Here is a 26,314-nt window from a genome sequence, read left to right as displayed (position 1 = left end):
GCAGCCACCCCGACGGCAGGACCCCGGTCGCGGGCACTCCGCCCGCAGGACCCCGGTCGCGGGTACCCCGATGACACGGTCCGGCCACCGGCATCCCGGTGCCGACGGCGCCGCCCGGCCAGAACGGGCACCCCTCAGCGGCACCCGCCGCCCAGAGGTACCCGCCCGCCGCCGGGGTTACTCGGCGGCAAGGCGCTGAGCTCTCAGCGCTTGCCCACGAACACGTGCGAGGCGACCTCGGAGTCCAGCTCCGCCGCCTCACCGCTGCTGCCGACCAGCACGCCACCGGGCGACTGGGTCACGCTGACCACGGAACCGGGCTGCACACCCGCACGCCGCAGCGTGTACATCAGCTGGGCGTCCGTCTGGATCGGCTCACCGATCCGCCGCACGACCACCGTCTTGCCCTCGGCGCCCGGTTCGAGCTCCGCCAGGCTCACCATGCCCTCTTCGAGGAAGGGGTCGGCCTCGGCCTTCTCGCCCAGCTCCTCCAGGCCCGGGATCGGATTCCCGTACGGGGACTCCGTCGGGTGGCGCAGCAGCTCCAGGACCCGCCGCTCCACGGCCTCGCTCATCACATGCTCCCAGCGGCATGCCTCGGCGTGGACCTGCTCCCACTCCAGGCCGATCACATCGACGAGCAGGCACTCGGCGAGCCGGTGCTTGCGCATCACACGCGTCGCGAGGCGGCGCCCCTCGTCGGTCAGCTCCAGGTGGCGGTCGCCCGCGACCTGCACCAGGCCGTCGCGCTCCATGCGCGCCACCGTCTGGCTGACCGTCGGACCGCTCTGGTCCAGCCGTTCCGCAATCCGGGCGCGCATGGGGACCACGCCTTCCTCTTCGAGTTCGAGGATGGTGCGGAGATACATCTCCGTGGTGTCGATCAGTCCGGACATTCGTGCCCCTCGATGCTGTGACAGGAAAACGTCGTAAGCGCTGTGCGCTGGCCCTCCCCCAATTCTGACGCATACCGCCGACAACCGTGCCGCGCCGGCCGTACGGCGGGCGGCGGAGCCGCACGGACGGTATTGACAGGTCACTGGTCCAGACCGCAACGTGATCCGCGGCACGGACATCCATGAACACTTTCTCCCGCCGGAAAGGGCCTCCTCGATGAGCGACAGCAAGCTGGCCGGTCAGTTCTTCGACGCAGCGATCGGCCTGCTGGAGCGGGTACGCGACGAGGAGTCCGGCAATATCGCGGCCGCCGGCGCCGCGATCGCCGACACCGTCACGGCGGGCGGCCGGCTCTTCGCCTTCGGCGCCGGACACTCCTCGCTCGCCGCGCAGGACGTCGTCTACCGGGCGGGCGGCCTCGCCCTGATGAACCTCCTGGCCGTACCGGGGACGGTCGGCGTCGATGTCATGCCCGCGACCCTCGGCTCCGCGCTGGAACGGGTCGACGGGCTGGCGGGCGCCGTGCTGGACTCCAGCCCCGCCAAATCCGGCGACGTCCTCGTGATCATCTCGCTCTCCGGCCGCAACGCGCTCCCGGTGGAGATGGCGCAGAACGCGCGGGCGCTCGGCCTCACGGTCATCGGTGTGACGTCGGTGGCGTACGCGGACGGCACCCGCTCCCGGCACTCCTCGGGCGGCTTCCTGCGGGACCACTGCGACATCGTGCTCGACAGCAAGATCGCCATCGGCGACGCGGAGCTGACCCTCGACGGGATCGAGGCCCCGTTCGCCCCCGCGTCGACGGTGGTCACCAGCGCGTTGATGCAGGCGATGATGGCCGCCGCGGCGGAACAGCTCGCGGCACGCGGCGTGGAACCGCCGCTGCTGCGGTCGGGGAACGTGGACGGCGGCTACGAGTGGAACGACCGCGTCATGACGGAGTACGGCGACCGGATCTTCTACCACCGCTGATCGCGTACCACCCCTGTCCGCGTACCGGCACTGACCGCCGACCGCGCACCACCGCTGATCGGTCCGGGCCGCCGGCCGCCCCGCGAGGGGCCCTACGGGCACGTCGGCAGCACGACCCGGACCGTCAGTCCGCCGCCCGGGTTCGCCGTCGCGCTCGCCCCGCCGCCGTGCGCCCTCGCGATCGACGCCACGATGGAGAGCCCCAGGCCGGCCCCCTCACCGGGAGCGTGGCGGCGGGCCTGCGCCCGGCGGAACGGCTCGAACAGCAGCGGCACGGTCGCCGGGTCCACCACCGGCCCGGTGTTGGCGACCTCCAGACCGCCCGGCCCCACCCGGACCCGTACCGTCCCGCCGGGGTGGTTGTGGCGCAGCGCGTTGGCGACCAGGTTGCGCACGAGATGGTCCAGCAGGACCGGGTCGCCCTCGACCGACACCGGCCGGGCCTCCGTCTCGACGGCGATGGAACGGTTCTTCGCCTCCGGCTCCAGCACCTCGGTCACCGTGGCCGCGGTCGCGTCCAGTCCGACCCGTTCGCGCCGACGCAGGCCCTCGTCCGAAACCGCGAGGAGCAGCAGCCCCTCGATGAGCTGCTCGCTGTCGGTGGCGGTGTCGATGAGCTTGTCCCTGATCCAGGCGACCTTCTCGGGCGACGGGTCGTCGGCGAGGCCGATCTCGGCCGCGGCCCTCTGCACGGCGAGCGGGGTGCGCAGCTCGTGGGCGGCGTTGGCGGCGAACCGCTGCCGGGCGGCGACCAGCTCCTCGATCCGGTCGAGCATCCCGTCGAAGGTGTCGGCCAGTTCCTTGAGCTCGCCGGGCGGGGCCTTCAGCGCGAGGCGTTCGTGCAGGTTGCTGCCGGAGAGCCGGCGGGCGCGGGCGGTGATGACACCGACCGGCCGCAGCACCCGGCCCGCCATCCACCAGGCGAGCGCGACGGAGAGCGCCGAGTAGACGGCGAGGGAGACCCCGGAGACCGTCAGCAGCTGGCTGAGCGCGGCGTCCCCGGCGGCGGTACTGACCTTCCGCGCCACCGCGTACTGCCCGGGTTGCATGATCGTGGTCTGCGCCCAGTCCGACGACGGCAGCGCGGGCGCGGCCATGCCCGACCGGATGGCGACGTCGGTGGCCCCGGAGGGGACCGCCGGGGCCACCGCGGTCAGCACGCTGGCGTACAGGCCCTCGCTGACCAGCAGGTAGACCAGCCCCACCAGCAGGGCTCCGGCCAGCACCAGCAGTCCGCCGTACAGCGCGGTGAGCCGGGCGCGCTCGCTGCTCACCGGCGCTCCCCCGGCCGGTCCCCGGAGCCGTCGTCCGGCTGCTCCGCCGGCCCGGTCGCGGGGCCGTGGTCCCGCGGCCCGTCGGCGCGGCCGTCCCCGATGCGGTAGCCGGCCCCCGGGACCGTCTCGATCACCGGGGGCGCGCCCAGTTTGGCGCGGAGCTTGGACAGGGTGACCCGGACCGCGTTGGTGCGGTAGCTGGTGTCCTCCTCCCACACCTCCTCGATCAGGTCGTCGCCGCTGACGACCGCGCCCTCGGCCCGCAGCAGGGCCTCCAGCACCGCGAACTCCTTGCGGGAGAGCGAGAGGTAGCGGCCGTCGCGGCAGACCTGGCGGCGGGCGGTGTCGAGCGTCAGCCCGGCCCGCTCCAGCACCGGAGGGAGAGCGGGGCGGGCCCGGCGGCCGAGCGCCAGGACCCGGGCGAGGAGTTCGTCGTACGCGAACGGCTTGGTCAGGTAGTCGTCGGCGCCGAGCCCGAGGCCGGCCACCCGGTCCCGTACCGTCCCGGACGCGGTGAGCATCAGGATCCGGGTCAGCAGGCGCATGCCGACGACCCGCCGGGCCACCTCGTCACCGTGCAGCCCCGGCAGATCGCGGTCGAGGATCATCACGTCGTACGCGCCGAACCGGAGCCGGTCCAGCGCCGCCCGGCCGTCGGGGGCGATGTCCACCGTGACGGCGTCACGGCGCAGCCCCTCGGCGATCATCCCCGCCAGGAATTCCTCGTCCTCCACCAGCAGCACACGCATGGGCCCTGTTTAGCCGAAAGCGGTGTTTCGTCGGTGTAAGCATCCGGGCTGAGAGAAACGAAACCGCGTCCTCGCACACGCTCGGGCCGTACCCACCCGGCCTGTCAGCAACGGACGAGGAGCCCTCATGAATCCCGCCATTTTCCGCCGGACCACCTCCCGCGAACAGAGTCGCGGCGCCGTCGCCGCCTGCCTGGTCGCCGCCGCCGTCGTCCTGTCGGCCACCGCCTGCTCGGGGGACGGCAGCGGAAGCGGCAGCAAGAGCGGCGGATCCGCTTCGGGCAACAAGAAGACGGAGGAGGATCAGGCCCTGGAGCACCGCAAGTGTCTGCGGGAGCAGGGTCTGGACGTCGCGGAGCCGAAGCCGGGCGAGGACGGCCGCGGTATCACCATCGGCGGCGGCGGCAAGAGCAAGAAGGAGATGGAGAAGGCGTTCAAGGCCTGCCAGGACAAGGCGGTCGGCGGCGGGCCCAAGGAGCTCACCCAGGCCGAGAAGGACAAGGCGGTCGCCTTCGCCCGGTGCATGCGCAAGAACGGCTTCGACATGCCCGACCCGAAGTTCGACGGCGGGGCGATGCAGGCGGCGCCCATGATGAAACCGAAGGACATGAAGAAGTTCGAGAAGGCCAACGCGGCGTGCGAAAGCGTCGGGCGGTGAGGCGCGGACGGATCATGGCGGCCACTGCGGCGGTGCTCATCGTGGCGGCCGGGTCAGTGGCTCTCACCCGGCTCGGCTCCGCCGGGGAGACGGGCGGCCCGACGGACACCGGGCTGCCCCCGGCCACCGTCGCGGTCGAGCGCGGCGACCTGCGCGACAGCGCCCAGGCGGACGGGACGCTCGGCTACGACAAGCAGCGCAAGGTCAACGCGGGCGCGGCGGGCACCATGACCTGGACCCCGCGCACCGGCTCGACCGTCAAGCGGAACGAGCGGCTGTACGAGGTCGACGGCCGGGCGGTGTGGCTGATGTACGGCGCGGGGCCGATGTACCGGACGCTGAAGCCGGGCGACCGGGGCCGGGACGTGGAGCAGCTGGAGCGCAATCTCGTGGAGCTCGGCTACACCGGCTTCACCCCGGACGACGAGTACACCGAACTGACCGCGGCCGCCGTCGAGCGCTGGCAGAAGTCCCACGACAGCGAGCGGACCGGAACGGTGGGGCCGCAGGACATCGCCTTCGCCCCGGGGGAGGTCCGGATCAAGAGCGTCGAGACGGCCGTCGGCGAACTGGCCCAGCCCGGTGCTCCGGTCCTCACCACGACCGGCTCCGAGCGCATCGTGACGTTCGAACTCGACGTCGCCGAGAGCGAGCTCGCCGAAGCGGGCACCGAGGTCACCGTCGATCTGCCGGACGGCAGCAGCGCGGCCGGGTCGGTCTCCTCGGTCGGCCGGACGGCGAAGCCCGGCAAGGACCCGCAGGACGACAGCCCCAAGGTCACCCTGACCGTCTCCTTCGACAAGCCGGACGAGGTCGGCGGCTTCGACCAGGCACCGGTCACGGTCAACCTGACCGGCGACGTGCACAAGAACGTCCTCAGCGTCCCGGTGAACGCGCTGCTCGCGCTGGACGGCGGCGGCTTCGGCCTCCAGGTCGTCCAGAACGGCACGGTCCGCGATGTGAAGGTCGAGCTCGGCATGTTCGCCGAGGGCCGGGTCGAGGTGTCCGGCGGCGGGCTGCGCGCGGGCATGAAGGTCGGGGTGCCGAAGATATGAGCACGGTCGTCGGCCTCAGGGCCGTCACCAAGGAGTACCCGGGTCCGGTCGCCGCCCTGCGCGGGGTGGATCTCACCGTCGAGGAGGGCGAACTCCTCGGCATCGTCGGCCCGTCCGGCTCCGGCAAGTCCACGCTGCTGCACATCATCGGCACCCTGGACCGCCCCACCGCCGGGTCCGTCCACATCGCCGGTCACGACGTGGCGGCGCTCTCCGACCGCAGGCTCTCCGCGCTGCGTGCCCAGCACATCGGCTTCGTCTTCCAGGCGTTCCACCTGGTGCCGGGCGTCAGCGCCCGCGACAACGTCGCGGAGGGCCTGCTGTACTCCGGCCTGTCCCGTGCCGTACGCCGCCGCAGGGCCGCCGCCGCGCTGGAGCGGGTCGGCCTCGCCGACCGCCTCGACCACAAGCCGCACCAGCTCTCCGGCGGACAGAGACAGCGGGTGGCCATCGCGCGGGCCGTCGTGGGGGAACCCGCGCTGCTGCTGGCCGACGAACCGACCGGGGCGCTCGACTCGGCGTCCGGGGAAGCGGTGATGCAGCTGCTGCGCGACCTCAACGGGGAGGGCGCCACCATCGCGGTCATCACGCACGACACCGAGATCGCCCAGGGCCTGCCGCGCGAGGTACGCGTCCGGGACGGCCAGGTGGTCGCAGACGTACGCAACCCGTCGACGAACGTACCCAACCCGTCCGCAGCCGTACGCACCCCGTCCAGGAACGGGAACGGCCGCTCCCCCGCCGCGACGGGGGCGGACCAGTGAGGGCGCGGCGCGCGGACCGCGAGGCCGGCGGCCGGGGCCGGGAGCGGCTGAGAGCGGCCCGGCTCCGCCCCCGGGACGTGCTGCACGTCGGCTCGGCGGGGCTGCGCAGCCGTCCGGTGCGGGTCGTGCTCTCCGCCCTGGGCATCGCCATCGGCATCGCGACGATGATCTCGGTGGTGGGCATCTCCGCCTCCAGCCAGGCCCAGCTGCTCCGGGAGCTCGACAAACTGGGCACCAACCTGCTCGTGGCCTCCCCCGGCGATTCGATGTTCGCCGGGCAGGACGTCGAGCTGCCCGAGGAATCGGTCGGGATGGTGGGCCGCATCGAGGGCGTCCAGGAGGTGGGCGCGACCGCCGACCTCGACGCGACCGCACGTCGCAACGAGAAGATCGACAAGGACGACACGGGCGGGATCACCGTCAAGGCGACCACCGGCGACCTGCTGCGGGTGCTGCGCGGCGAGGTCCGCAGCGGCCGCTGGCTCGACAACGCGACCGGACGCTACCCCTCCGTCGTGCTCGGCCATGTCTCGGCGGAGCGCCTCGGCATCACCGCTCCGGGCCGGCAGGTGTGGATCGGCGGCCGGTACTTCACGGTGATCGGGATTCTCGCCCCGCTGCCGCTCGCGCCGGAGATCGAACGCTCCGCCCTGGTCGGCTGGGAGGGTGCGAAGCGCCTGCTGGGCTTCGAGGGCCACCCGACATCGGTGTACGAGCGCTCGGCCGACGCGGCGGTGCAGGACGTGCGCAAGGTCATGGCGGCGACGGTCGACCCCCGGAACCCGCAGAACGTGAAGGTCACCGATCCGTCGTCGGCGCTCCGGGCGAAGGCGGCGACCGAGGGGGCGTTCAGCAGCCTGCTGCTGGGCCTGGGCGGCATCGCGCTGCTCGTCGGCGGCGTCGGGGTCGCCAACACCATGATCATCTCGGTGCTGGAGCGGCGGTACGAGATCGGGCTGCGCCGCTCGCTCGGCGCGACCCGGGGCCAGATCCGTATCCAGTTCGTCACGGAGTCGCTGATGCTCTCCGGCCTGGGCGGCCTGGCGGGCGTGGCACTCGGTGCGGCGGCGACCGGGGTGTACGCGTACTCCGGCGGGCTGCCCTGGGTGGTGCCGCCGTGGGCGGTCGGCGGTGGCTTCGGCGCGACGCTGGTGATCGGCACGATCGCGGGCCTCTACCCGGCGGTGCGGGCGTCCCGCCTCTCACCGACGCTGGCACTGCACGCGGCGTGAGGCCGGGCCGGAACCGGTGCCGGGGTCGGCGCGCCTTGGCCGGACCGCGTGCGGCGGCCCGACGGATACGCGTACGGCCCTCGGCACGAGACCGCCGAATAAATGGGTTGTGGCGTCCCCCGCCCCCTTTCTAGGCTGCTACCACACGCGAAAGGAGGTGTTCCGGAAGTGATTTCTTCTCGGACTCGTGAGGTGGCTGCGGGCTGACGCCCGTTCGTCGCGCTCTTTGCAGTGCAGGCCGGTCGTCGGCCAATCCCAAGCAGTCACCGACCCGCAGGCTCGCCGGTAAGTCCGGCCGGCTCCTCCGCAAGGAGGGACCAGAGCCTGCGGGTCTCTGCGTGTCCGGGCGGGGCTGCCCCGGGAGGATTCGCTACGGGCACAGGCGCTCGACGCGCCACTGCTCGCCCTCGCGTACGTACCGCAGCCGGTCGTGCAGCCGGTTCTCGTGGCCCTGCCAGAACTCGATCGTGTCGGGGACGACCCGGAAGCCGCCCCAGTACGGGGGCGCGGGGACGTGTTCGCCCTCGGGGTAGCGGGCCGCCAGTTCCTCGTAGCGGGCGAGCAGCTCGTCGCGGGTGCCGATCACCGTGGACTGGGGGCTCGCCCAGGCGCCGAGCTGGGAGCCGTGCGGGCGGGTACGGAAGTAGGCGACCGTCTCCTCGCGGCCGACCCGGTCCGCCCGGCCGGTGACGATGACCTGGCGTGCTATCGGGTGCCAGGGGAAGAGCAGCGAGACGTAGGGGTTGGCGGTCAGTTCGCGGCCCTTGCGGGACTCGTAGTTGGTGAAGAAGACGAAGCCGCGCGCGTCGTACTTCTTCAGCAGCACGGTGCGCGAGGACGGCCGGCCCTCGGGGGTGGCGGTGGAGACCACCATGGCGTTGGGTTCGTGGAGCATCCCGCCCACGGCGATCTGCCGGAACCAGTGGGCGAACTGCTGCATCGGGTCGGCGGCCAGCGTGTCCTCGGTGAAGCCCTCGGAGCGGTACTGCTCGCGCATCGCGGCCGGATCGGTGGTGGAATCGGAGGGGGAGTCTGAGGTGGGCACGGGGTCATCCTGCCGCAGCGGCCGACCGGACCCGATAGGGAGGGGCGGGCAGCGGCCCGGGTGTTGTGCCGGATGTCACGCTTCCCCGCGTCGGGGGAACCCGCCACTATCGTGAGCAGGCCGCTGTGGCCTCCGCAGAGCCGTCGACCGAGGGAGCCGCCATGTCCGACTTCGTACCGGGACTAGAGGGAGTCGTCGCGTTCGAGACGGAGATCGCCGAACCGGACAAGGAAGGCGGTTCGCTCCGATACCGGGGGGTCGACATCGAGGATCTCGTCGGCCATGTCTCGTTCGGGAACGTCTGGGGCCTGCTGGTCGACGGGGCGTTCAACCCCGGTCTGCCGCCGGCCGAGCCCTTCCCGATCCCGGTGCACTCGGGGGACATCCGGGTCGATGTGCAGTCCGCGCTGGCGATGCTCGCCCCCGTGTGGGGGCTGAAGCCGCTGCTCGACATCGACGAGGAGACGGCGCGCAACGATCTGGCGCGGGCCGCCGTGATGGCGCTGTCGTACGTCGCCCAGTCAGCGCGCGGGCAGGGGCTGCCGATGGTCCCGCAGAGCGAGATCGACAAGGCCGGTTCCGTGGTCGAACGGTTCATGATCCGCTGGCGCGGTGAGCCGGACCCCAGGCATGTGAAGGCCGTCGACGCGTACTGGACGTCGGCCGCCGAGCACGGCATGAACGCCTCCACGTTCACCGCCCGGGTCATCGCGTCGACCGGCGCCGATGTGGCGGCGGCCCTGTCGGGTGCGGTGGGTGCGATGTCGGGGCCGCTGCACGGCGGTGCGCCGTCCCGGGTGCTCGGCATGATCGAGGAGATCGAGCGGACCGGCGACGCCACCGCGTACGTGAAGCAGGCCCTGGACCGGGGCGAGCGGCTGATGGGCTTCGGGCACCGGGTCTACCGGGCGGAGGACCCGCGGGCGCGGGTGCTGCGGCGTACGGCGAAGGAGCTGGGCGCGCCGCGCTTCGAGGTGGCGCAGGCGCTTGAGAAGGCCGCGTTGGAGGAGCTGCACGCGCGGCGCCCGGACCGGGTGCTGGCGACGAACGTGGAGTTCTGGGCGGCGATCATGCTGGACTTCGCGGAGGTCCCGGCGCACATGTTCACGTCGATGTTCACCTGCGCGCGTACGGCGGGCTGGTCGGCGCACATCCTGGAGCAGAAGCGGACGGGGCGGCTGGTGCGTCCTTCGGCGCGGTACGTCGGCCCCGGTTCGCGGGATCCCCGGGAGATCGCGGGGTACGAGCAGCTGGCGGATCTGGGGAACTGAGCGATCCGCCCAGCTCGGGGCCGGGGCCTGAGGGACGGATTCTCTCTTCGGCCTCGGCTCCCGTTCGGGTGGAATCACCACCCGTGACGCCCGGTATTCCTCGTAACGGGTTGCCAGCTTCCTGTACTCGCGATTCACTTGCGCACAGTCCCACTGAATCGCTGGGGGGGGAGGGCTCACGTGCTACTGAACTTCAGGGTGTCGAATCATCGCTCGATCCGGGAAGAACAAGAACTTCAACTTCACCCCGCCTACGACGCGGATCGGCCTCCCGGCACGGACTGGCAGGCCGTTCCCGTGGCGGGCCTCTTCGGCGCCAACGCGGCCGGCAAGTCCAATCTGCTCGGCGCGCTGGAATACATGGCCCGGATGGTGGTGAACTCACACCGTGACGCGGAGCCCGACGGCGGCGTCACTCGCAATCCCTTCCGTCTGGACACCGCCGCACTCGACGAGCCTTCCTGGTACGTGGTGGATCTGCTGCTCGACGGTGTCCGCTTCACCTACGGTTTCAGCGTCGATGACGAGCGGGTTCTGGACGAATGGCTCTACAGCTATCCGCACGGGAAGAAGCGCAAGATCTTCGAGCGGCCGGACGGCGACGTGCAGCCGGGCGACTCGCAGGCCAAGCGCGAACTGGAACTGGTCGAGAACATCACCGAACCCAATGTGCTGTTCCTGACCATGGCGGCACGTTCCAAGCAGATGGACTTCCGCCCGGTCTATGACTGGTTCCTGACGGACTTGAGGTTCGGCCGGCAGGGACCAGGACGCCTCGGCGGCCTCGACATGGTCCGGATGCTGGAGAGTCCGGAACGTCATCCCGAGCTGATGGCCCTCTTGCGCGCAGCTGACCTGGGTATCGAGGAGTGCGGCGCGGAGCGCCTTCTCCTGGACGAGGACGCGCTGCGACAGCGGTACGGCGGACGCGTTCCGGCGCGTCTGCTCGCCAGGCTGGAAGAAGAGGGCCCGCAAGAACACCTACGGCCCTGGCTCGGACATCGCAGTCGTACCGGCGTGGTGCGGATGGACCTGCACGAGCAGTCCGCCGGTACCCGGGCGCTTCTGGAACAGGCCCCACGGTTCATGTCGGTCCTGCGGCGGGGCGGCACCTTCGTCGTGGACGAGATCGACTCCAGTCTCCACCCGCTGCTCACCGCGCAGCTCATCGGCCTCTTCCAGGATCCGTCCACCAACCCGCACGGAGCCCAACTGGTCTTCACCACCCACGATGCCAGCCTGCTCGGTCGCATGGGCGGGGAGGACATCCTCAAGCGGGACCAAGTGTGGTTCCTGGAGAAGAATCAGTACGGCGAGACGGAGCTGTTCGCCTTGGCGGAGTTCAAGCCCCGCATCGGGGAGAACCACGAGCGCCGCTACCTGGGCGGCAGTTATGGCGGCGTGCCGTTCATCGACGACAGTTTCGCCAGGGCGCTGGCGGGCCGGGGGGAGCAGGATGGCGAGGACACCGAAGCCGAGCGGACGTAGGAGTCCCTCCTTCGAGTCCCGGCTCGACAGAAGAACAGGGCGTCGAGTCACCCGACAGCGACTGCTGGTCGTCTGCGGCACCGAAGTGACGGAACGGGACTATGTGCAGGGACTCACGTCCTCTGTGCGGAATCCGGCAGTTTCGGTCAAGATCATCGAACGCCCCAAGGCGCCTTCCCAAGTCGTCGCGTACACAGCGAAGTTACTTGAGTCGGCGGCCGACGAGTACGACCAGGCGTGGTGCGTTTTCGATGTCGACGAGTTCACCGACATCGACCGGGCCGTGACCGAGGCGGGCCGCCACGGCATTGAGATCGCGCTGTCCAATCCGTGCTTCGAGCTGTGGTTGCTGCTGCACTTCACCGACCACCGCGGTCACGCCCCGTCGTACGCCCATCTCGTGCCGCACCTGAACAGACATGCAGCAGGCGGGTACAGCAAGACAGACCTCGACTTCCGCTCCTACGAGGGCACCTGGCGCGAAGCGGTGTGCCGCGCGCGGGAGCTGGCCCCGGAGGGCAAGGAATCGGAAGTGAATCCATCCACCGGCATGTGGCGGCTCGCTCTCGCCATCGGCGGCCCGGCGGTATAGCGGCGCATTGGGTCAGTCGAGTGCGGCGTCCAGCAGTAGCGCCCACTGTGCCACGACCCTCTGACGGCGGGCGGTGTCGTCGGTGAGGACGTTGGCGAGGCCGAGGCCGCGGGCCATGTCGAGGAGGCCCTGGACGGTTTCGCGGACGCCGGGCTTCGTCTCGTCGGCGGCGAGGAGTTCGACGGCGATGCGGTGGGTCTCGCGGCCGACGCGGGCTTCGAGTTCGGTGACGCGGGGGCGTAGGGGTGCCTCGTTGGAGGCGGCGACCCAGAGCTGGAGCGCGGCGCGGAAGAGCGGGCCGGTGTAGAGGTCGACGAGTGCGGCGACGACCGCCGCGCGGCCCTGGACGGGCAGGGCGCGCAGGGCGGCGGAGCGTTCCTCTGCGACGTATTCGACGGCTGCGGTGAACAGGTCCTCGCGGGTGGGGAAGTGGTGCTGGGCGGCGCCGCGCGAGACGCCCGCGCGTTCGGCGACGACGGAGACCGTGGAGCCCGCCCAGCCGTGTTCGGCGAGGCAGGCGACGGCGGCTTCGAGGAGTCGGCGGCGGGTGGCGCGGCTGCGGTCCTGTTTGGGGGTCCGGTCGGTGGGGGGCGTCACAACTCCCATGCGGGATCCCGTCGTTCGAGGAAGGCCGTCATTCCTTCCCGGGCCTCGGCGGAGGCGAAGAGGGCCGCCGAGCGGGCGATGAGGTCTTCGGCGTGCTGGTCGAAGTTGCTCAGCACAGTAGCTGTGACCAGCTCCTTCGATGCCGCCAGCCCCTGGGGGGACGCCTTGCGCAGCCCGTCCAGGACGGGTGCGAGGCCCTTGTCCACCTCTTCGGCGGCGAGTGTGATCAGGCCGATGCGGGCGGCCTCGGTCGCGTCGAAGCGTTCTCCGGTGAGGTAGTAGCGGGCGGCGGCGCGCGGGTCGATGCGGGGCAGCAGGGGCATCGAGATGACGGCCGGGGCGAGGCCCAGGCGGGATTCGGTGAGGGCGAAGGTGGCCACGGGGCCGGCCGCGGAGATGTCGCAGGCGGCGAGCAGGCCGAGGCCGCCCGCCCGTACGTGGCCGGTGACGCGGGCGACGACGGGTTTGGGCAGGGCGACGATCTGCCGCATCAGGGCGACGAGGGCGTGCGGGTCGGGCGGTGCGGTGAGGTCGGCGCCCGCGCAGAAGGTGTTGCCGGTGTGGGTGAGGACGACGGCCCGTACGGTGCCGTCGGCCGCGCATGCGTCCAGAGCGGCGGAGAGTGCGGCGACCAGGGGCGCGGAGAGTGCGTTGCGGTTGGCGGGCGAGTCGAGGGTGAGTGTGGTGATGCCCCGGTCGTGGGCGGGGGCGGCGAGCGCCGTCATGGGCCGGTCGTCTCCTTCTGGTGAGTGCTCGGGTGCTCGGCTCGTGGGTGCTCAGTCGGTGGCCGTTGCCCGGGTCTTCTCCCGGTCGCGCAGTTCGCGGCGGAGGATCTTGCCGGAGGCGGCGCGCGGGATCGCGTCGGTGAATTCGAGCCGCCGGACCTTCTTGTACGGGGCGACGCGCTCGGCGACGTACGCCATGATGTCGTCCGCGGTGAGGTCAGGTGCGGACGGCTGGCGGACGACGTACGCCTTCGGGACCTCGTTGCCCTCGTCGTCGTACACCCCGATGACGGCGGCGTCGGCGACGGACGGGTGGGTCAGCAGCAGGGCCTCCAGGTCGGCGGGGGCGACCTGGTAGCCCTTGTACTTGATGAGTTCCTTCACCCGGTCGACGACGAACAGCCAGCCGTCGGCGTCGACGCGTCCGATGTCGCCGGTGTGCAGCCAGCCGTCGGCGTCGATCATGTCGGCGGTGGCCTCGGGGCGGCCGAGGTAGCCCTTCATGACCTGTGGGCCGCGGATCAGGATCTCGCCGTCGGTGTCGACCGGGGCGTCCTCGGTGTCGTCGCCGAGCGGGGCGATCCGCATCTCGGTGCTGGGCAGGAGCCTGCCGACCGCGCCCGGGGGGGGGTTCTCGGCGGCGAGCGGGACGACATGGGTGCCGGGCGAGAGTTCCGTCATGCCGTACGCCTGGCGCACGGGCGGCAGTCCCAGGCGCTGGGAGCAGGCGGCGGCGAGTGCCGCGTCGAGCGGGGCGGCGGCGCTGACGACGTACTCCAGCGAGGACAGGTCGTACTGGTCGACCGCGGGGTGCTTGGCGAGTGCGAGGACGATGGGCGGGGCGACGTACAGGCCGGTGATCCGGTGCTTCTCGATGGCGGCGAGGAACTGGCCGAGGTCGAAGCGCGGCAGTACGACGACGGTGGCGCCCATCCGCAGCGGGGCGTTCATCAGGGCGGTCAGACCGTAGATGTGAAAGAAGGGGAGTACGGCCAGGATGCGGTCGCCGGGGCCCATGGGGACGAAGGGGCGGAGCTGCTCCAGGTTGGTGGCCATGGAGCGGTGGGTGAGCATGACGCCCTTGGGTGTTCCGGTGGTGCCGGAGGAGTAGGGCAGGGCGGCGATGTCCGCGCCGGGGTCGAGGGCGATGTGGGGTTCGGGGGCGGTGGTGGCGAGCAGGTCGAGTACGGAGGTGTGTCCCTCGGCCCGGTCGCAGACGAGGATCCGCTCGATGGGGCCGGCGAGTGCGGCGGCCTCGCGCGCCGCGCCCAGGAGCGGGGAGACGGTGACGATCCAGCGGGCGGAGGAGTCGCGGAGCTGTTTGGCGAACTCCTCCGCCGTGGAGAGCGGGTGGACGGTGGTGACGGTGGCACCGGCCCTGGTCGCGCCGAAGAACACCGCGGGATAGGCGATGGTGTTGGGGCTGTGCAGGGCCAGTACGTCGCCCTTGCGCAGCCCGGCCGCGGCGAGCCCGGCGGCGATCTTCCGGTGGAAGGCGTCGAGCTGCCGGTAGGTGAGGGTGGTGCTGCCGTCCGTACCGTCGATCAGGGCCACCGTGTCGCCGTACGCGGCGGTGGCCTCGCCCAGGACCGCGTCGTGGATGGGCAGGTCGAGTGCCGGTACGGCGGGGTAGTCGCTGTGGAACACGTGTGCCATGGCGGGTCCCTTCGGGGCGGCGGTGTGGGAGACCGGAGCGGCGGTGTCGGAGACAGGCTGCCGGTCGGTCTCAGTACGACTTGGGCAGGCCCAGGGACTGGTGGGAGACGTAGTTGAGGATCATTTCCCGGCTGACGGGGGCGATCCGGGCGACGCGGGCCGCGGTGATCAGGGACGCGAGGCCGTACTCGCGGGTGAGGCCGTTGCCGCCGAGGGTGTGGACGGCCTGGTCGACGGCCTTGACGCAGGCTTCTCCGGCCGCGTACTTCGCCATGTTGGCGGCCTCGCCCGCGCCGATGTCGTCGCCGTCGTCGTAGAGCCGGGCGGCCTTCTGCATCATCAGCCGGGCCAGTTCCAGTTCGATGTGGGCCTGGGCCAGGGGGTGGGCGATGGCCTGGTGGGAGCCGATGGGTTCCTTCCACACCTGGCGGGTCTTCGCGTAGTCGACGGCGCGGCCGAGGGCGTAGCGGCCCATGCCGATGCCGAAGGCGGCGGTCATGATGCGTTCGGGGTTGAGCCCGGCGAAGAGCTGGAGCAGTCCGGCGTCCTCGTCTCCGACCAGCGCGTCGGCGGGGAGGCGTACGTCGTCGAGGACCAGCTCGAACTGCTTCTCGGGGGCCTGGAGTTCCATGTCGATCTGTGAGCGGCCGAAGCCCGGGGCGTCGCGGGGGACGATGAAGAGGCAGGGCTTGAGCCTGCCCGACCGGGCGTCCTCGGTGCGGCCGACGATGAGGGTGGCGTCGGCGATGTCGACGCCGGAGACGAAGACCTTGCGGCCGGTGAGGAGCCAGTCCCCGCCGTCCTTGCGGGCGGTGGTGGTGATGCGGTGGGAGTTGGATCCGGCGTCGGGTTCGGTGATGCCGAAGGCCATGGTGAGGCTGCCGTCGGCGAGGCCGGGGAGCCACTGGCGCTTCTGGGTGTCGGTGCCGAAGCGGGCGATGACGGTGCCGCAGATCGCCGGGGAGACCACCATCATGAGCAGCGGGCTGCCTGCCGCGCCCAACTCCTCCAGGACTATGGAGAGTTCGGCCATGCCGCCGCCTCCACCGCCGTACTCCTCGGGGAGGTTGACGCCGAGGTAGCCGAGCTTGGCGGCTTCGGTCCACAGTTCGCGCGGGTGGGCGCCGTCGCGGACGACGGAGGTCATGTAGTCGCGTCCGTAACGCTTTCCGAGGGCGGCGACGGCGGCGCGCAGGGCCTGGTGCTCTTCGGTTTCGAGGTCGGTGCTCATGGCTTCGGTTCCTCCTGTACGTCTTGCACGACGGCGAGCAGGGCGCCGACCTCCACCTGGAGGCCGGGGGCGGCGTGGAGCGCGGCGAGGGTGCCGGAGGCGGGGGCGAGGATGCGGTGTTCCATCTTCATCGCCTCCAGCCAGATCAGCGGCTGCCCGGCCCGGACGGCGGCCCCGGGGGTGAGTCCTTCGGCGACGCGGACGACGGTGCCGGGCATGGGGGCGAGCAGTGAGCCGGGTTCGGTCCGGTCGGTGGGGTCGGTGAAGCGGGGCAGGGCGGTGAGGGTGTACGAGCGGGTGGCGGTGTCCACGTAGGCCGTGTCGCCGTGGACGGCGATGTCGAAGTGGTGGGTGATGCCGTCTGCTTCGAGGGTGACGCGGCCGGGCCCGGCGGCGATGACCTGTTCGCCGGTCTCGGGGACGGGGCCGGTGCGGGTGGTGCGGTAGGCGGCCCGGTGTTCGGTGCCGTCGGGTTCGGCGCGGTAGCGCTTGGTCCGGGGCTGCGAGGAGATGTTGCGCCAGGCGCCGAGGCGGACGGGGCCCGGTCCGGGGCCGTGCTGCCGGGTGGCGGCGTCGGCGAGTGCGGCGGCCAGGGCGGCGCGGCGGGGGCCGTCCTCCTCCGGCCCGGTGGTGAGGGCGTCCAGGTGGCGGTCGTAGAAGCCGGTGTCGAGGCGGGCGGCGAGGAAGTCGGGGTGGCGCAGGGACCGTACGAGCAGCTCGCGGTTGGTGACCGGGCCGTGGATGCGGGCGCGTTCGAGGGCGCGGGCGAGGAGGCGTACGGCTTCGGTGCGGGTGGGGGCGTGGGCGATGACCTTGGCGATCATCGGGTCGTAGTGGACGCCGATGGTGTCGCCGTCGGTGTAGCCGGTGTCCAGGCGCAGTCCTGGTTCCCCGGGTACGTGGAACGTGTGCAGGGGGCCGGTCTGCGGCTGCCAGTCGTGGGTGGGGTCCTCGGCGTAGAGGCGGGCCTCGACGGCGTGGCCGTGCGGTGCGGGGGGTGCGGGGGCGGGCAGGGGTTCGCCTTCGGCGATGCGGAGCTGGAGGGCGACGAGGTCGAGTCCGTGGACGGCTTCGGTGACGGGGTGTTCGACCTGGAGGCGGGTGTTCATCTCCAGGAAATACGGGCGCCCGTCGGCGGCGAGGAGGAATTCGACGGTGCCCGCGCCCTGGTAGCCGACGGCCTGTGCGGCGGCCACGGCGGCGTCGTGCAGCCGGGTCCGCAGTGCGTCGTCGAGTCCGGGTGCGGGGGCCTCCTCGATGACCTTCTGGTGGCGTCGCTGGAGGGAGCAGTCGCGGGTGCCGAGCGCCCAGACCCCGCCGTGTCCGTCGGCCATGACCTGCACCTCGACGTGCCGGCCGCGTTCCACGTACGGTTCCGCGAAGACCTCGCCGTCCCCGAACGCGGCGGTCGCCTCGGCGGTGGCCGCCGTCAACTCGGCGGGCAGGTCGACGAGTTCGTGAACGATCCGCATGCCGCGTCCGCCGCCGCCCGCCGCCGCCTTGAGCAGCAGCGGCAGGTCGTCGGCGGTGGCCCGTTCCGGGTCGACGGGGGCGAGCAGCGGTACCCCGGCGGCGGCCATCAGTTCCTTGGCTCGGGTCTTCGACGCCATCAGTTCGATGGCCTTGACCGGCGGGCCCACCCAGACGAGACCGGCGTCCTGCACGGCGCGGGCGAATCCGGCGTTCTCGGAGAGGAAGCCGTAGCCGGGGTGGACGGCGTCGGCACCGGCCGCGAGCGCGGCGCGTACGACGAGGTCGCCGCGGAGGTAGGTGTCGGCGGGGGCGGCGCCGGGCAGCCGTACGGCGGTGTCGGCCTCCCGTACGTGGAGCGCGTCGGCGTCCGCGTCGGAGTACACCGCGACGGTGGCGATGCCGAACGCGCGGCAGGTGCGGAAGATCCGGCAGGCGATCTCGCCCCGGTTGGCGACGAGCAGGGTACTGATCATGGTCGTCCTCACATCCGGAAGATTCCGAAGCCGCCGCGGGCGCCTTCGACCGGGGCGGTGTGGATCGCGGACAGGCACATCCCGAGGACGGTCCTGGTGTCGCGCGGGTCGATGACCCCGTCGTCGTACAGCCGCCCGGACAGGAACATCGGCAGCGACTCGGACTCGATCTGCTGCTCGACCATGGCGCGCAGTGCGGCATCGGCCTCGTCGTCGTAGGGCTGTCCCTTGGCGGCGGCGGAGGCGCGGGCGACGATGGAGAGCACCCCGGCGAGCTGCTGCGGACCCATGACGGCGGATTTGCTGCCGGGCCAGGCGAAGAGGAAGCGCGGGTCGTAGGCGCGGCCGCACATGCCGTAGTGCCCGGCCCCGTAGGAGGCGCCCATCAGCACGGAGAGGTGCGGGACCTTCGAGTTCGACACCGCGTTGATCATCATCGCGCCGTGCTTGATGATGCCGCCCTGCTCGTACTCCTTGCCGACCATGTAGCCGGTGGTGTTGTGGAGGAAGAGCAGGGGGATGTCGCGCTGGTTGGCGAGCTGGATGAACTGGGCGGCCTTCTGCGACTCCTCGCTGAACAGCACGCCCTGCGCGTTGGCGAGGATGCCGACGGGATAGCCGTGCAGCCGCGCCCAGCCGGTGACCAGGCTGGTCCCGTACAGCGGTTTGAACGCGTCGAAGTCGGAGCCGTCGACGAGCCGGGCGATGACCTCGCGCGGGTCGAAGGGCACCTTGAGGTCGCCGGGCACGATGCCGATCAGCTCGTCCTCGTCGTACTTCGGCGGTTCGGCCGGGCCCGGGTCGGCGTGTGCCTTGCGCCAGTTGAGGCGGGCGACGATCCGGCGGGCCTGGCGCACGGCGTCCTGCTCGTCGACGGCGAAGTGGTCGGCGAGGCCGGAGGTGCGGGCGTGCATCTCGGCGCCGCCGAGCGATTCGTCGTCGCTCTCCTCGCCGGTCGCCATCTTGACCAGGGGCGGTCCGCCGAGGAAGACCTTGGACCGTTCCTTGATCATGACGGTGTGGTCGGACATGCCGGGGACGTACGCCCCGCCGGCGGTGGAGTTGCCGAAGACGACGGCGACGGTCGGGATCCCGGCGGCCGACAGCCGGGTGATGTCGCGGAAGAGCGCTCCGCCGGGGATGAAGATCTCCTTCTGGGACGGCAGATCGGCGCCGCCCGACTCCACGAGGCTGACGCAGGGCAGCCGGTTGGCGAAGGCGATCTCGTTGGCCCGCAGCGCCTTCTTCAGGGTCCAGGGGTTGGAGGCGCCGCCGCGTACGGTCGGATCGTTGGCGGTGATCAGGCACTCCACGCCCTCGATCACCCCGATCCCGGTGATGAGCGAAGCGCCGACTGTGTACCCGGGGGCCTCACTGCCCCAGGCGGCGAGCGGCGACAGCTCCAGGAACGGGGTGTCCTCGTCGATCAGCAGCTCGATCCGCTCGCGGGCCAGGAGCTTGCCGCGCGAGCGGTGCCGTGCCACGTACTTCTCGCCGCCGCCCGCCTGCGCCTTGGTGTGCTCGCCGGCCAGTTCGTCGAGCTTGGCGAGCATGGCCGTGCGGTTCGCGGCGTATTCGGGGCTCGCGGTGTCGAGCGCGGTGGGCAGGACGGTCATGCGTGCGCCTCCGGTGCGTGGACGGTCATGCGTGCGCCTCCGGTGCGTGGGCGGTCTCCAGCAGCGCTACGGGTATGGGCAGGTGCCGGGAGCGCAGCCACTCCCCCACCGCCTTGGCCTGCGGGTCGAACCGGTGCTGGGCGGCGACGCCCTCGCCGAGCAGCCCGTGGACGGTGAAGTTCAGCGCGCGCAGGTTCGGCAGGACATGGCGTACGACGGTGAGCGCGGCGGTCTCCGGCAGCAGCTCCCGGAACCGTTCGACGGTCAGCTCATGGGCCAGCCACCGCCAGGCGTCGTCCCCGACGGCCCACACGCCCACGTTGGCGTCCCCGCCCTTGTCGCCGCTGCGAGCACCCGCGATCCGCCCGAGCGGGGCGGAGCGGGTGGGCCCGGGGTCCGGCAGGGGTGCGGGCAGCGGCGGTTCCCCGGCGTCCCGGAGCGGCTGTGTCGTCGCGGGAGGTGCCAGGCTCTCCCGCCGCCCGTCGGGGAGCACGGCGATGTGCGGGACCTCGCCGGCCGGTACGTACCGGGCCTCGAACACCCCGTACGGCGTGCCCTTGCCGGGCGGGGCGGTGACGTGGAAGCCGGGGTAGCTGCCGAGCGCCAGCTCGATCGCGGCGCCGGAGACCGCGCGTCCGACGGTCTCCGGGTCCGGGTCGCGGACGACGAGCCGGAGCAGGGCGCTCGCGGTCTCCTCGGTGGCGGCGTCGGCCCGGTCGGTCCGGGACAGCTCCCACCGCACCTCGCCGGGTGCGGCGCCGGAGCGGGCGAGCGCGTCGGCGAACTGCTCCTGGACCAGCGCGGCCTTGGGCTCGATGTCGAGGCCGGTGAGCACGAAGACGACCTCGTTGCGCCAGCCACCGAGCCGGTTCAGCCCGGCCTTGAGGGTGGGCGGCGGGGCCTCGCCGCGCACGCCGGAGATCCTGACCCGGTCGGGTCCGTCCTGGGTCAGCCGTACGGTGTCGAGCCGGGCCGTGACGTCCGGTCCGGCGTACCGGGCGCCGCCGGTCTCGTACAGCAGCTGGGCGGTGACGGTGCCGAGGTCGACGACGCCGCCGGTGCCGTCGTGCTTGGTGATGACGGAGGAGCCGTCGGCGTGGATCTCGGCGACGGGGAAACCGGGCCGGCGCAGGTCGTGGCCCCGGAAGAAGGAGTAGTTGCCGCCGGTGGCCTGGGTTCCGCACTCCAGTACGTGTCCGGCGACGACGGCCCCGGCCAGCGCGTCCAGGTCGTCGGGCCCCCAGCCGAAGTGGGCGGCGGCGGGTCCGGTGACGAGGGCGGCGTCGGTGACCCGCCCGGTGACGACGATGTCCGCGCCCGCGTCGAGGCAGGCGGCGATCCCGGCGCCGCCGAGGTAGGCGTTGGCGGTGAGGAACCCCTCCGGGACGGGCAGGCTGTCGCCCTCCACATGGGCGACGCGCACCGGGACGCCGAACTTGTCCGCCAACTCCCTTACGGCGTCGGCCAGTCCGGCCGGGTTGAGCCCGCCCGCGTTGGCGACGATCCTCACCCCGCGCTCATGGGCGAGCCCGAGGCCCTCTTCGAGCTGGCGCAGGAAGGTGGTGGCGTAGCCGCGCGCGGGGTCCTTGAGCCTGCTCCGGCCGAGGATGAGCATGGTCAGCTCGGCCAGGTAGTCCCCGGTGAGGACGTCGAGCGGCCCGCCGGTGAGCATCTCGCGCATCGCGTCGAAGCGGTCGCCGTAGAACCCGGAGGCGTTGCCGATCCGCAGCGGTGCGGTCATTCTCCGGCTCCCCGGGGTGCGCGGCCCGGTCCGGCGGGTCCGGCGAACGCCTGGGCGATGCCGAGCCACTGGTCGGCGTCGGGGCCGACCGCCCGGACGGCGAGGTCGTCGCGGTGGGCGCGCTGGGTGACGAGCAGGCAGAAGTCGACGAGCGGCCCGGTGACCCGCTGCGGCGCGTTCGGCGGCCCGAAGGCGATCAACTCGCCGCCCGGGGCGTGCAGTTCGACCCGGAACTCCTCCTCGGGTGCCTTGATCCCCCGTACCAGGTAGGCGTAGTCGCGGGCCCGCACCCCGATCCGGGCGACGTGCCGCAGCCGGGCGGTGGGGGTCCTGGTGGCCCCGAGGGCGTCGGCGACGTCCTGGCCGTGCGCCCAGGTCTCCATGATCCGGGCGGTCGCCATGGACGCGACGCTCATCGGCGGCCCGTACCAGGGGATCCGGGTACCGGCCGGGGCCTCCCGCAGCACCGCTTCCAGCCGCTCCCGCCCGGCACGCCACCGCGCGAGCAGCGCCTCCGGGGCGAGGGCGGCGGCGATCTCCTCGGCACCCCGGTCCACGAAGGACTCGGGCGCCTCCATGGCCCTGGCCACCTCCCTCGCGAAGGCCTCGGCGTCGGTGGCGGCGAGCAGCGCGACCTCGTCGGTCCAGGTGAGGTGGGCGATCTGATGCGCGACGCTCCAGCCGGGAGCGGGGGTCGCGGCAGCCCATTGCTCGGAGCTCAACTCCCGCACCAGCACGTCCAGTTCATGGCTCTCGTCGCGCAGATCGTCGATCACGGCTGCGACATCGGACACGGTGCGCTCCCCTCGGGGCGTGGCGGTGTGCCCAGGAGCATGGCAGCGCCCCGCAAAACAAGCAAGCATGCTTGCATTGTTTTCTTCCCGCGACGGTCCGGCGGGGCGGCGGCCGTGGTCGGGGCGGTGTACGCGTCCACCGGCGGCGACCCCGTGCCGGACCGCGAGCAGGTACCGACAGCCACTGAGCGGGGCGCACCGGCCGGCGTACGACCGGGACGCGAAGGGCCGTTCGTACCCGCCGAGCCCGGACCCGCGCTACCGGGTGGTGGGCATGGCCCGGCTGCCCGCCGGGACCGTGACGGACCCGGCGCACACCTTCGGGCCGTCCGCGCCGCACGGGGTGCCGGACACGCTCAGGGAACGAGGGCGATGACGACCGCCGAGACCAGGGCGAAGAAGCAGCCCGCCGCGGTGATCACGGCCCTGGCGTGGCGCATGCCGAAGGACGGTGCCCGGGTGGTCGCACCCTCCGGGTTCGCGGCGCTGTAGTAGACGGTCACGAAGTCGCCCTTGGCCGGTGTCGGGCGAGACTGGCGCTCCTCGAAGCTGACGGTGCGCCCGTCGTCCGTGCGGAACTCCAGGGTGAGGTGGGTGTACTCGACGGGTCCGCCCTCGGGGTTCTGGACCCCTTCGGTGCGCAGGGAGACGCACCGGGCCTCGGCGGTGAGCCCCTCGGCCCAGGCGGCCCGGAGCCGGGGGCCCTGGAGGGTACGGTCCAGGCTCCTTCCGGACATCACGGCCGCCCCCACGGCGACGACGAAGTAGACGGCGGCGACAACGACCATGGGGTCCCCCTGCGTGATCCCGTGCGAGGGCCGACATGATCCCGCGCGCGGGGCGGGCCGACAAGGGCCCGGCCCCCGGACGTCAGGCGCGTTCGCGGGGTTTCGCGCGCCGGGCCTGACTCCGTACCGCGCCCATGCTCGCCCCGATGACGAGCGCGATCGCCAGCGCGTCGGTGGTCGTCAGGGCCTGGTCGAGGATGAGGAAGCCGGCCGTGGCCGCGATCGCCGGTTCCAGGCTCATCAGGATCGCGAAGGTGGGCGCGGGCAGGCGGCGCAGCGCCATGAGTTCGAGGGTGTACGGAAGCACCGAGCTGAGCAGCGCCACCGCCGCGCCCAGTCCCACCGTGGACGGGACCAGCAGTTTCGAGCCCGACTCCATGATGCCCAGGGGCAGCGAGAGGAGCGCGGCGACGACCATGGCCAGGGCCAGGCCGTCCGCCTGGGGGAAGCGGCGGCCGGTGCGGGCGCTGAAGACGATGTACGTCGCCCACATGACACCGGCGCCCAGGGCGTACGCGGCGCCGACCGGATCGAGACGGTCGAGGCCGCCGCCGCTGAGCAGCACGACGCCGCCCAGCGCGAGCCCGGCCCAGACCACGTTGATCAGGCGGCGGGACGCGAACACCGAGAGGGCGAGCGGACCCAGCACCTCCAGGGTGACGGCCGCGCCCAGCGGGATGCGGTCGGCCGCCTGGTAGAAGAGCGTGTTCATGCCGCCCATGGCCAGCCCGAAGGCGAGGACCGTGCCCCAGTCGGCGCGCGAGTGGCCGCGCACCTTCGGACGGCAGACGACCAGCAGCACGAGCGCGGCCACGGCCAGGCGCAGCGTGACGACGCCGAGCGCACCGGCCCTCGGCATCAGCAGCACCGCGACGGCGGAGCCGAACTGGACGGAGAGGCCGCCCGCGACCACCAGCGCGACCGGGGCGAGCGCCGCACCCCGGCGGCGTGCGGGGCCTGCCGCGTCGCCCAGGGCGGAAGCCACCTCGGGTACGGCGACGGCCACGGCCTGCTCGGCGGCCGCCACCCCTGCTGCACTGCGCTGGTCGTTCACCTGCGGTGTTCCTCCCGAATCCGACAGTACAATTCAATGCACCACTCGATTGAACATACTGCACTCCGCTCGTGCGGTACGTCCTCTTACGGTAGGTACCTCCGCGTGCCACGTGAAATGTCGATCGTGCTGCGGTTATGCTCCCGGCGCATGAGCATCGGGCGTTCCGGACAAAGCACCGGCCGCGGTATCGAAGTGCGGCATCTGCGCGCCTTCCTCGCCGTGGCCGACGAGGGCAATGTCACTCGCGCCGCCGCCCGCCTCCGCCTCACCCAGCCCGCGGTCTCCCGCACCCTCGCCGCCCTGGAGCAGCACCTCGGCATCCGCCTCGTCGACCGCTCCACCCACCATCTCGTCCTCACCCCCGAAGGCGTCGCCTTCCGGGACAAGGCCGCCGCCGCGGTCGCCGCCTTCGACGCGGCGCTCGACCCCGGCGGGCTGCGCCACTGGCCGCTGCGGCTCGGGCACGCCTGGTCGGCGTTCGGCCCGTACACCACACCGCTGCTGCGCCGCTGGCAGGAGCTGTACCCACAGACCCCGCTCGAACTGCTGCGGATCGACGACCGCACCGCCGGGCTGACCCGCGGCGAGGTCGACGCCGCGCTGCTGCGGGGGCCCGTCGAGGCACCCGGCCTCGTCACCGAGGTGCTGTTCGAGGAGGACCGGGTGGCGGCGGTCGCGGCGGACGGCCCGCTCGCGGACCGCGCGGCGCTCCACCTCACCGACCTGGCGGGCGAGACCGTCGTCCTCAACACCGTCTCCGGCACCACCACCGTGGACCTGTGGCCACCGTCCGCCCGCCCCACCGCGACGCTCACCGTCGCCAACACCGACGACTGGCTGACCGCCATCGCAGCGGGCCGGGGCGTCGGTGTCTCCGCCGCGTCCACCGCCGACATGCACCCGCACTCCGGGGTCATCTACCGCCCACTCGTCGACGCCCCGCCCGTCCCCGTACTACTGGCCCGGCGGGACGCCCCGGGGCACCCGGCACTGCCGAACCTGGTCGCGCTGGCACGCGAAGTGGTGGGGCGGGACGGGGGTGGCGGCTGAGGCGGGCACGTCCCACCCACCACACACGCCGTGATCGCGGGACTTTCCGCGAGCTCGCGATGGCGGAGGGAAGGCGGAGGGAAGAGCGTGCGCGGATCGCCATGAAGGAGATCCGCCAGGCTCTGCCGAGCCACGATAGTTGGCACCTGGCCACGCTGGTTGGTATCGCCCTCGCTCATCCATGCCAGGATTCGAGGGTGGATATGACTGACGTCACGCGTGCGATCGCGGCTGCGACTTCGGTCGCCGCATCACTCGACCTGCCAGCCAACGATGCAATCGTTCTTCACAACTCGAACAAGCTGGCACTGCGGCTGACGCCATGCGACGCCTTTGCCCGGGTCGCCCCTGTGGGACAAGAGGTTGCACAGTTCGAAGTCGATCTCGCTCAGCGGCTCACCGAGGCCGGATGCCCGGTGTGTCCCCTGGAGCCTCGGGCGGACCCGCGTGTGCACACACGCGATGGCTTCGCAGTGACGCTGTGGACCTACTACGAGCCCGTGACACCTCACACCTCACCAGTCGACTACGCCAAGGCGCTGGAGCAGTTGCACTCCGGCATGCGCAAGGTCGATGTGCCGAGCCCGAGGTTCACGGACCGGATCACGGAGGCGGAGGAAGTTGTCGCCGACCCGGATCGCTCGCCGGAACTCACCGACGCGGACCGCGTGTTCCTCAGCGGCAGGCTGGCAAGTCTGCGACGAGCGATCGACGACCGCGGCGCCGTGGAGCAGCTGCTCCACGGCGAGCCGCATCCGGGCAACGTGCTCAGCACGGGCAACGGCCCGTTGTTCATCGACCTTGAGACGTGCTGCCGTGGACCCGTCGAGTTCGATCTCGCCCATGTTCCCGAGGCGGTCTGCGAGCACTACCCAAGCGTTGACCACGGGCTGCTGGACGAGTGTCGGCAGCTCGTTATCGCGATGGTCGCCGCGTGGCGTTGGGAGCTTGGCGACCAGTTTCCGAATGGGAGGCGATTCGGAGAGGAATTCCTGCGCTTGCTGCGCGAGGGTCCTCCTTGGCCGACACTCGACACAGTGACCAGGCGACTGGATGGTCTGTAGAAATCGCCGAAGGCCATGTGAAAGCGGCAAGGAACCAAGCGAC

Annotated in this window: 24 protein-coding genes; 10 read left to right on the top strand and 14 right to left on the bottom strand. The window is 71.9% G+C overall.

The annotated features are described in order from the left end of the window. Window positions 1-203 precede the first annotated feature (203 nt). The gene (locus tag GA0115234_RS09390; protein ID WP_093540411.1) at window positions 204-896 is read right to left on the bottom strand and encodes a metal-dependent transcriptional regulator; all 693 of its coding nucleotides are present in this window, start codon (window positions 894-896) and stop codon (window positions 204-206) included. A gap of 217 nt (window positions 897-1,113) precedes the next feature. Between GA0115234_RS09390 and GA0115234_RS09385 the strand changes: the two genes are divergently transcribed. Beyond that, window positions 1,114-1,869: an SIS domain-containing protein gene (locus GA0115234_RS09385; RefSeq protein ID WP_093540410.1), complete on the top strand. Its 756-nt coding sequence runs from the start codon at window positions 1,114-1,116 to the stop codon at window positions 1,867-1,869. A 92-nt stretch (window positions 1,870-1,961) separates the two neighbouring features. Here the strand turns inward: GA0115234_RS09385 and GA0115234_RS09380 are convergent, their stop codons facing one another. Together GA0115234_RS09380 and GA0115234_RS09375 are read right to left on the bottom strand one after the other, a co-directional pair. Next, window positions 1,962-3,143, bottom strand: coding sequence for a sensor histidine kinase (locus GA0115234_RS09380; protein ID WP_093540409.1), 1,182 nt, complete (start codon window positions 3,141-3,143; stop codon window positions 1,962-1,964). After that, window positions 3,140-3,892, bottom strand: coding sequence for a response regulator transcription factor (locus GA0115234_RS09375; RefSeq protein ID WP_093540408.1), 753 nt, complete (start codon window positions 3,890-3,892; stop codon window positions 3,140-3,142). Before GA0115234_RS09375 ends, GA0115234_RS09380 begins: the two co-directional genes overlap by 4 nt. A 127-nt stretch (window positions 3,893-4,019) precedes the next feature. On the opposite strand from GA0115234_RS09375, the gene GA0115234_RS09370 reads away from it, so the two are divergent. From GA0115234_RS09370 to GA0115234_RS09355, 4 genes are read left to right on the top strand one after another with little or no spacing between them, the layout of a single operon-like run. Then, window positions 4,020-4,550: a hypothetical protein gene (locus tag GA0115234_RS09370; protein ID WP_093540407.1), complete on the top strand. Its 531-nt coding sequence runs from the start codon at window positions 4,020-4,022 to the stop codon at window positions 4,548-4,550. A gap of 14 nt (window positions 4,551-4,564) precedes the next feature. Then, window positions 4,565-5,605: a peptidoglycan-binding protein gene (locus tag GA0115234_RS09365; protein ID WP_176729116.1), complete on the top strand. Its 1,041-nt coding sequence runs from the start codon at window positions 4,565-4,567 to the stop codon at window positions 5,603-5,605. Continuing rightward, entirely contained in the window at window positions 5,602-6,369 is a 768-nt protein-coding gene (locus GA0115234_RS09360; protein ID WP_237541176.1) for an ABC transporter ATP-binding protein, read from the top strand. Before GA0115234_RS09365 ends, GA0115234_RS09360 begins: the two co-directional genes overlap by 4 nt. Further along, window positions 6,366-7,601 carry an ABC transporter permease gene (locus tag GA0115234_RS09355; protein WP_093540405.1) on the top strand — a complete coding sequence of 412 codons (1,236 nt, stop codon included), beginning with the start codon at window positions 6,366-6,368 and terminating at the stop codon, window positions 7,599-7,601. The genes GA0115234_RS09360 and GA0115234_RS09355 overlap by 4 nt, the downstream gene beginning before the upstream one ends. A gap of 370 nt (window positions 7,602-7,971) precedes the next feature. Here the strand turns inward: GA0115234_RS09355 and pdxH are convergent, their stop codons facing one another. Further along, window positions 7,972-8,598 (bottom strand): pyridoxamine 5'-phosphate oxidase, encoded by a 627-nt coding sequence (gene pdxH / locus GA0115234_RS09350; RefSeq protein ID WP_093540485.1) that lies wholly within the window; start codon window positions 8,596-8,598, stop codon window positions 7,972-7,974. A gap of 209 nt (window positions 8,599-8,807) precedes the next feature. Here pdxH and GA0115234_RS09345 point away from each other — a divergent pair, with 209 nt between their 5' ends. The 3 genes from GA0115234_RS09345 (at window position 8,808) to GA0115234_RS09335 (ending at window position 11,997) form a co-directional block, all read left to right on the top strand. Continuing rightward, a complete protein-coding gene (locus GA0115234_RS09345; protein ID WP_093540404.1) occupies window positions 8,808-9,917 on the top strand; it encodes a citrate synthase 2 in 1,110 nt (369 codons plus the stop codon). A gap of 297 nt (window positions 9,918-10,214) precedes the next feature. After that, window positions 10,215-11,405, top strand: coding sequence for an AAA family ATPase (locus GA0115234_RS09340; RefSeq protein ID WP_256088688.1), 1,191 nt, complete (start codon window positions 10,215-10,217; stop codon window positions 11,403-11,405). After that, a complete protein-coding gene (locus GA0115234_RS09335; RefSeq protein WP_093540402.1) occupies window positions 11,374-11,997 on the top strand; it encodes an RloB family protein in 624 nt (207 codons plus the stop codon). The genes GA0115234_RS09340 and GA0115234_RS09335 overlap by 32 nt, the downstream gene beginning before the upstream one ends. Window positions 11,998-12,009: 12 nt before the next feature. Here the strand turns inward: GA0115234_RS09335 and GA0115234_RS09330 are convergent, their stop codons facing one another. The 10 genes from GA0115234_RS09330 to GA0115234_RS09285 all read right to left on the bottom strand — a co-directional run bounded on the left by GA0115234_RS09330 (window position 12,010) and on the right by GA0115234_RS09285 (window position 24,154). After that, the gene (locus GA0115234_RS09330; RefSeq protein ID WP_093540401.1) at window positions 12,010-12,603 is read right to left on the bottom strand and encodes a TetR/AcrR family transcriptional regulator; all 594 of its coding nucleotides are present in this window, start codon (window positions 12,601-12,603) and stop codon (window positions 12,010-12,012) included. Beyond that, a complete protein-coding gene (locus GA0115234_RS09325) occupies window positions 12,591-13,328 on the bottom strand; it encodes an enoyl-CoA hydratase family protein (protein ID WP_093540400.1) in 738 nt (245 codons plus the stop codon). The genes GA0115234_RS09330 and GA0115234_RS09325 overlap by 13 nt, the downstream gene beginning before the upstream one ends. 51 nt (window positions 13,329-13,379) lie before the next feature. Next, window positions 13,380-14,984 (bottom strand): 4-coumarate--CoA ligase family protein, encoded by a 1,605-nt coding sequence (locus tag GA0115234_RS09320; RefSeq protein ID WP_093540399.1) that lies wholly within the window; start codon window positions 14,982-14,984, stop codon window positions 13,380-13,382. Window positions 14,985-15,054: 70 nt separating this feature from the next. Then, window positions 15,055-16,215 carry an acyl-CoA dehydrogenase family protein gene (locus GA0115234_RS09315; RefSeq protein ID WP_093540398.1) on the bottom strand — a complete coding sequence of 387 codons (1,161 nt, stop codon included), beginning with the start codon at window positions 16,213-16,215 and terminating at the stop codon, window positions 15,055-15,057. Continuing rightward, on the bottom strand, window positions 16,212-18,161 hold the full coding sequence (locus tag GA0115234_RS09310) for an ATP-binding protein (protein WP_093540397.1): 1,950 nt from the start codon (window positions 18,159-18,161) through the stop codon (window positions 16,212-16,214). The genes GA0115234_RS09315 and GA0115234_RS09310 overlap by 4 nt, the downstream gene beginning before the upstream one ends. 8 nt (window positions 18,162-18,169) lie before the next feature. Next, on the bottom strand, window positions 18,170-19,777 hold the full coding sequence (locus tag GA0115234_RS09305) for an acyl-CoA carboxylase subunit beta (RefSeq protein WP_093540396.1): 1,608 nt from the start codon (window positions 19,775-19,777) through the stop codon (window positions 18,170-18,172). Between the two features lie 25 nt (window positions 19,778-19,802). After that, window positions 19,803-21,518 carry an acyclic terpene utilization AtuA family protein gene (locus GA0115234_RS09300; RefSeq protein ID WP_093540395.1) on the bottom strand — a complete coding sequence of 572 codons (1,716 nt, stop codon included), beginning with the start codon at window positions 21,516-21,518 and terminating at the stop codon, window positions 19,803-19,805. Then, on the bottom strand, window positions 21,515-22,312 hold the full coding sequence (locus GA0115234_RS09295; RefSeq protein WP_093540394.1) for a TIGR03084 family metal-binding protein: 798 nt from the start codon (window positions 22,310-22,312) through the stop codon (window positions 21,515-21,517). The genes GA0115234_RS09300 and GA0115234_RS09295 overlap by 4 nt, the downstream gene beginning before the upstream one ends. A 356-nt stretch (window positions 22,313-22,668) precedes the next feature. Next, entirely contained in the window at window positions 22,669-23,100 is a 432-nt protein-coding gene (locus GA0115234_RS09290) for a DUF3592 domain-containing protein (RefSeq protein ID WP_093540393.1), read from the bottom strand. Window positions 23,101-23,182: 82 nt separating this feature from the next. Then, window positions 23,183-24,154 carry an EamA family transporter gene (locus GA0115234_RS09285; protein WP_093540392.1) on the bottom strand — a complete coding sequence of 324 codons (972 nt, stop codon included), beginning with the start codon at window positions 24,152-24,154 and terminating at the stop codon, window positions 23,183-23,185. 150 nt (window positions 24,155-24,304) lie between these two features. On the opposite strand from GA0115234_RS09285, the gene GA0115234_RS09280 reads away from it, so the two are divergent. Further along, window positions 24,305-25,207: a LysR family transcriptional regulator gene (locus tag GA0115234_RS09280; RefSeq protein WP_237541174.1), complete on the top strand. Its 903-nt coding sequence runs from the start codon at window positions 24,305-24,307 to the stop codon at window positions 25,205-25,207. Between the two features lie 203 nt (window positions 25,208-25,410). Continuing rightward, window positions 25,411-26,271 (top strand): phosphotransferase enzyme family protein, encoded by an 861-nt coding sequence (locus tag GA0115234_RS09275; RefSeq protein WP_093540484.1) that lies wholly within the window; start codon window positions 25,411-25,413, stop codon window positions 26,269-26,271. Window positions 26,272-26,314: the final 43 nt, after the last annotated feature.

Source organism: Streptomyces sp. DvalAA-43 (assembly GCF_900091725.1).
Lineage (GTDB): Bacteria > Actinomycetota > Actinomycetes > Streptomycetales > Streptomycetaceae > Streptomyces > Streptomyces pulveraceus.
This window is presented reverse-complemented; position numbering and strand designations above follow the sequence as displayed.

Bases quoted from the DNA above. Each gene is read 5' to 3' on its own strand.
- GA0115234_RS09390 (WP_093540411.1), bottom strand. From the start codon at position 896: ATGTCCGGACTGATCGACACCACGGAGATGTATCTCCGCACCATCCTC.
- GA0115234_RS09385 (WP_093540410.1), top strand. From the start codon at position 1,114: ATGAGCGACAGCAAGCTGGCCGGTCAGTTCTTCGACGCAGCGATCGGC.
- GA0115234_RS09375 (WP_093540408.1), bottom strand. From the start codon at position 3,892: ATGCGTGTGCTGCTGGTGGAGGACGAGGAATTCCTGGCGGGGATGATC.
- GA0115234_RS09370 (WP_093540407.1), top strand. From the start codon at position 4,020: ATGAATCCCGCCATTTTCCGCCGGACCACCTCCCGCGAACAGAGTCGC.
- GA0115234_RS09365 (WP_176729116.1), top strand. From the start codon at position 4,565: ATGGCGGCCACTGCGGCGGTGCTCATCGTGGCGGCCGGGTCAGTGGCT.
- GA0115234_RS09360 (WP_237541176.1), top strand. From the start codon at position 5,602: ATGAGCACGGTCGTCGGCCTCAGGGCCGTCACCAAGGAGTACCCGGGT.
- pdxH (WP_093540485.1), bottom strand. From the start codon at position 8,598: ATGCGCGAGCAGTACCGCTCCGAGGGCTTCACCGAGGACACGCTGGCC.
- GA0115234_RS09345 (WP_093540404.1), top strand. From the start codon at position 8,808: ATGTCCGACTTCGTACCGGGACTAGAGGGAGTCGTCGCGTTCGAGACG.
- GA0115234_RS09335 (WP_093540402.1), top strand. From the start codon at position 11,374: ATGGCGAGGACACCGAAGCCGAGCGGACGTAGGAGTCCCTCCTTCGAG.
- GA0115234_RS09330 (WP_093540401.1), bottom strand. From the start codon at position 12,603: ATGGGAGTTGTGACGCCCCCCACCGACCGGACCCCCAAACAGGACCGC.
- GA0115234_RS09325 (WP_093540400.1), bottom strand. From the start codon at position 13,328: ATGACGGCGCTCGCCGCCCCCGCCCACGACCGGGGCATCACCACACTC.
- GA0115234_RS09320 (WP_093540399.1), bottom strand. From the start codon at position 14,984: ATGGCACACGTGTTCCACAGCGACTACCCCGCCGTACCGGCACTCGAC.
- GA0115234_RS09315 (WP_093540398.1), bottom strand. From the start codon at position 16,215: ATGAGCACCGACCTCGAAACCGAAGAGCACCAGGCCCTGCGCGCCGCC.
- GA0115234_RS09310 (WP_093540397.1), bottom strand. From the start codon at position 18,161: ATGATCAGTACCCTGCTCGTCGCCAACCGGGGCGAGATCGCCTGCCGG.
- GA0115234_RS09305 (WP_093540396.1), bottom strand. From the start codon at position 19,777: ATGACCGTCCTGCCCACCGCGCTCGACACCGCGAGCCCCGAATACGCC.
- GA0115234_RS09300 (WP_093540395.1), bottom strand. From the start codon at position 21,518: ATGACCGCACCGCTGCGGATCGGCAACGCCTCCGGGTTCTACGGCGAC.
- GA0115234_RS09290 (WP_093540393.1), bottom strand. From the start codon at position 23,100: ATGGTCGTTGTCGCCGCCGTCTACTTCGTCGTCGCCGTGGGGGCGGCC.
- GA0115234_RS09280 (WP_237541174.1), top strand. From the start codon at position 24,305: ATGAGCATCGGGCGTTCCGGACAAAGCACCGGCCGCGGTATCGAAGTG.
- GA0115234_RS09275 (WP_093540484.1), top strand. From the start codon at position 25,411: ATGACTGACGTCACGCGTGCGATCGCGGCTGCGACTTCGGTCGCCGCA.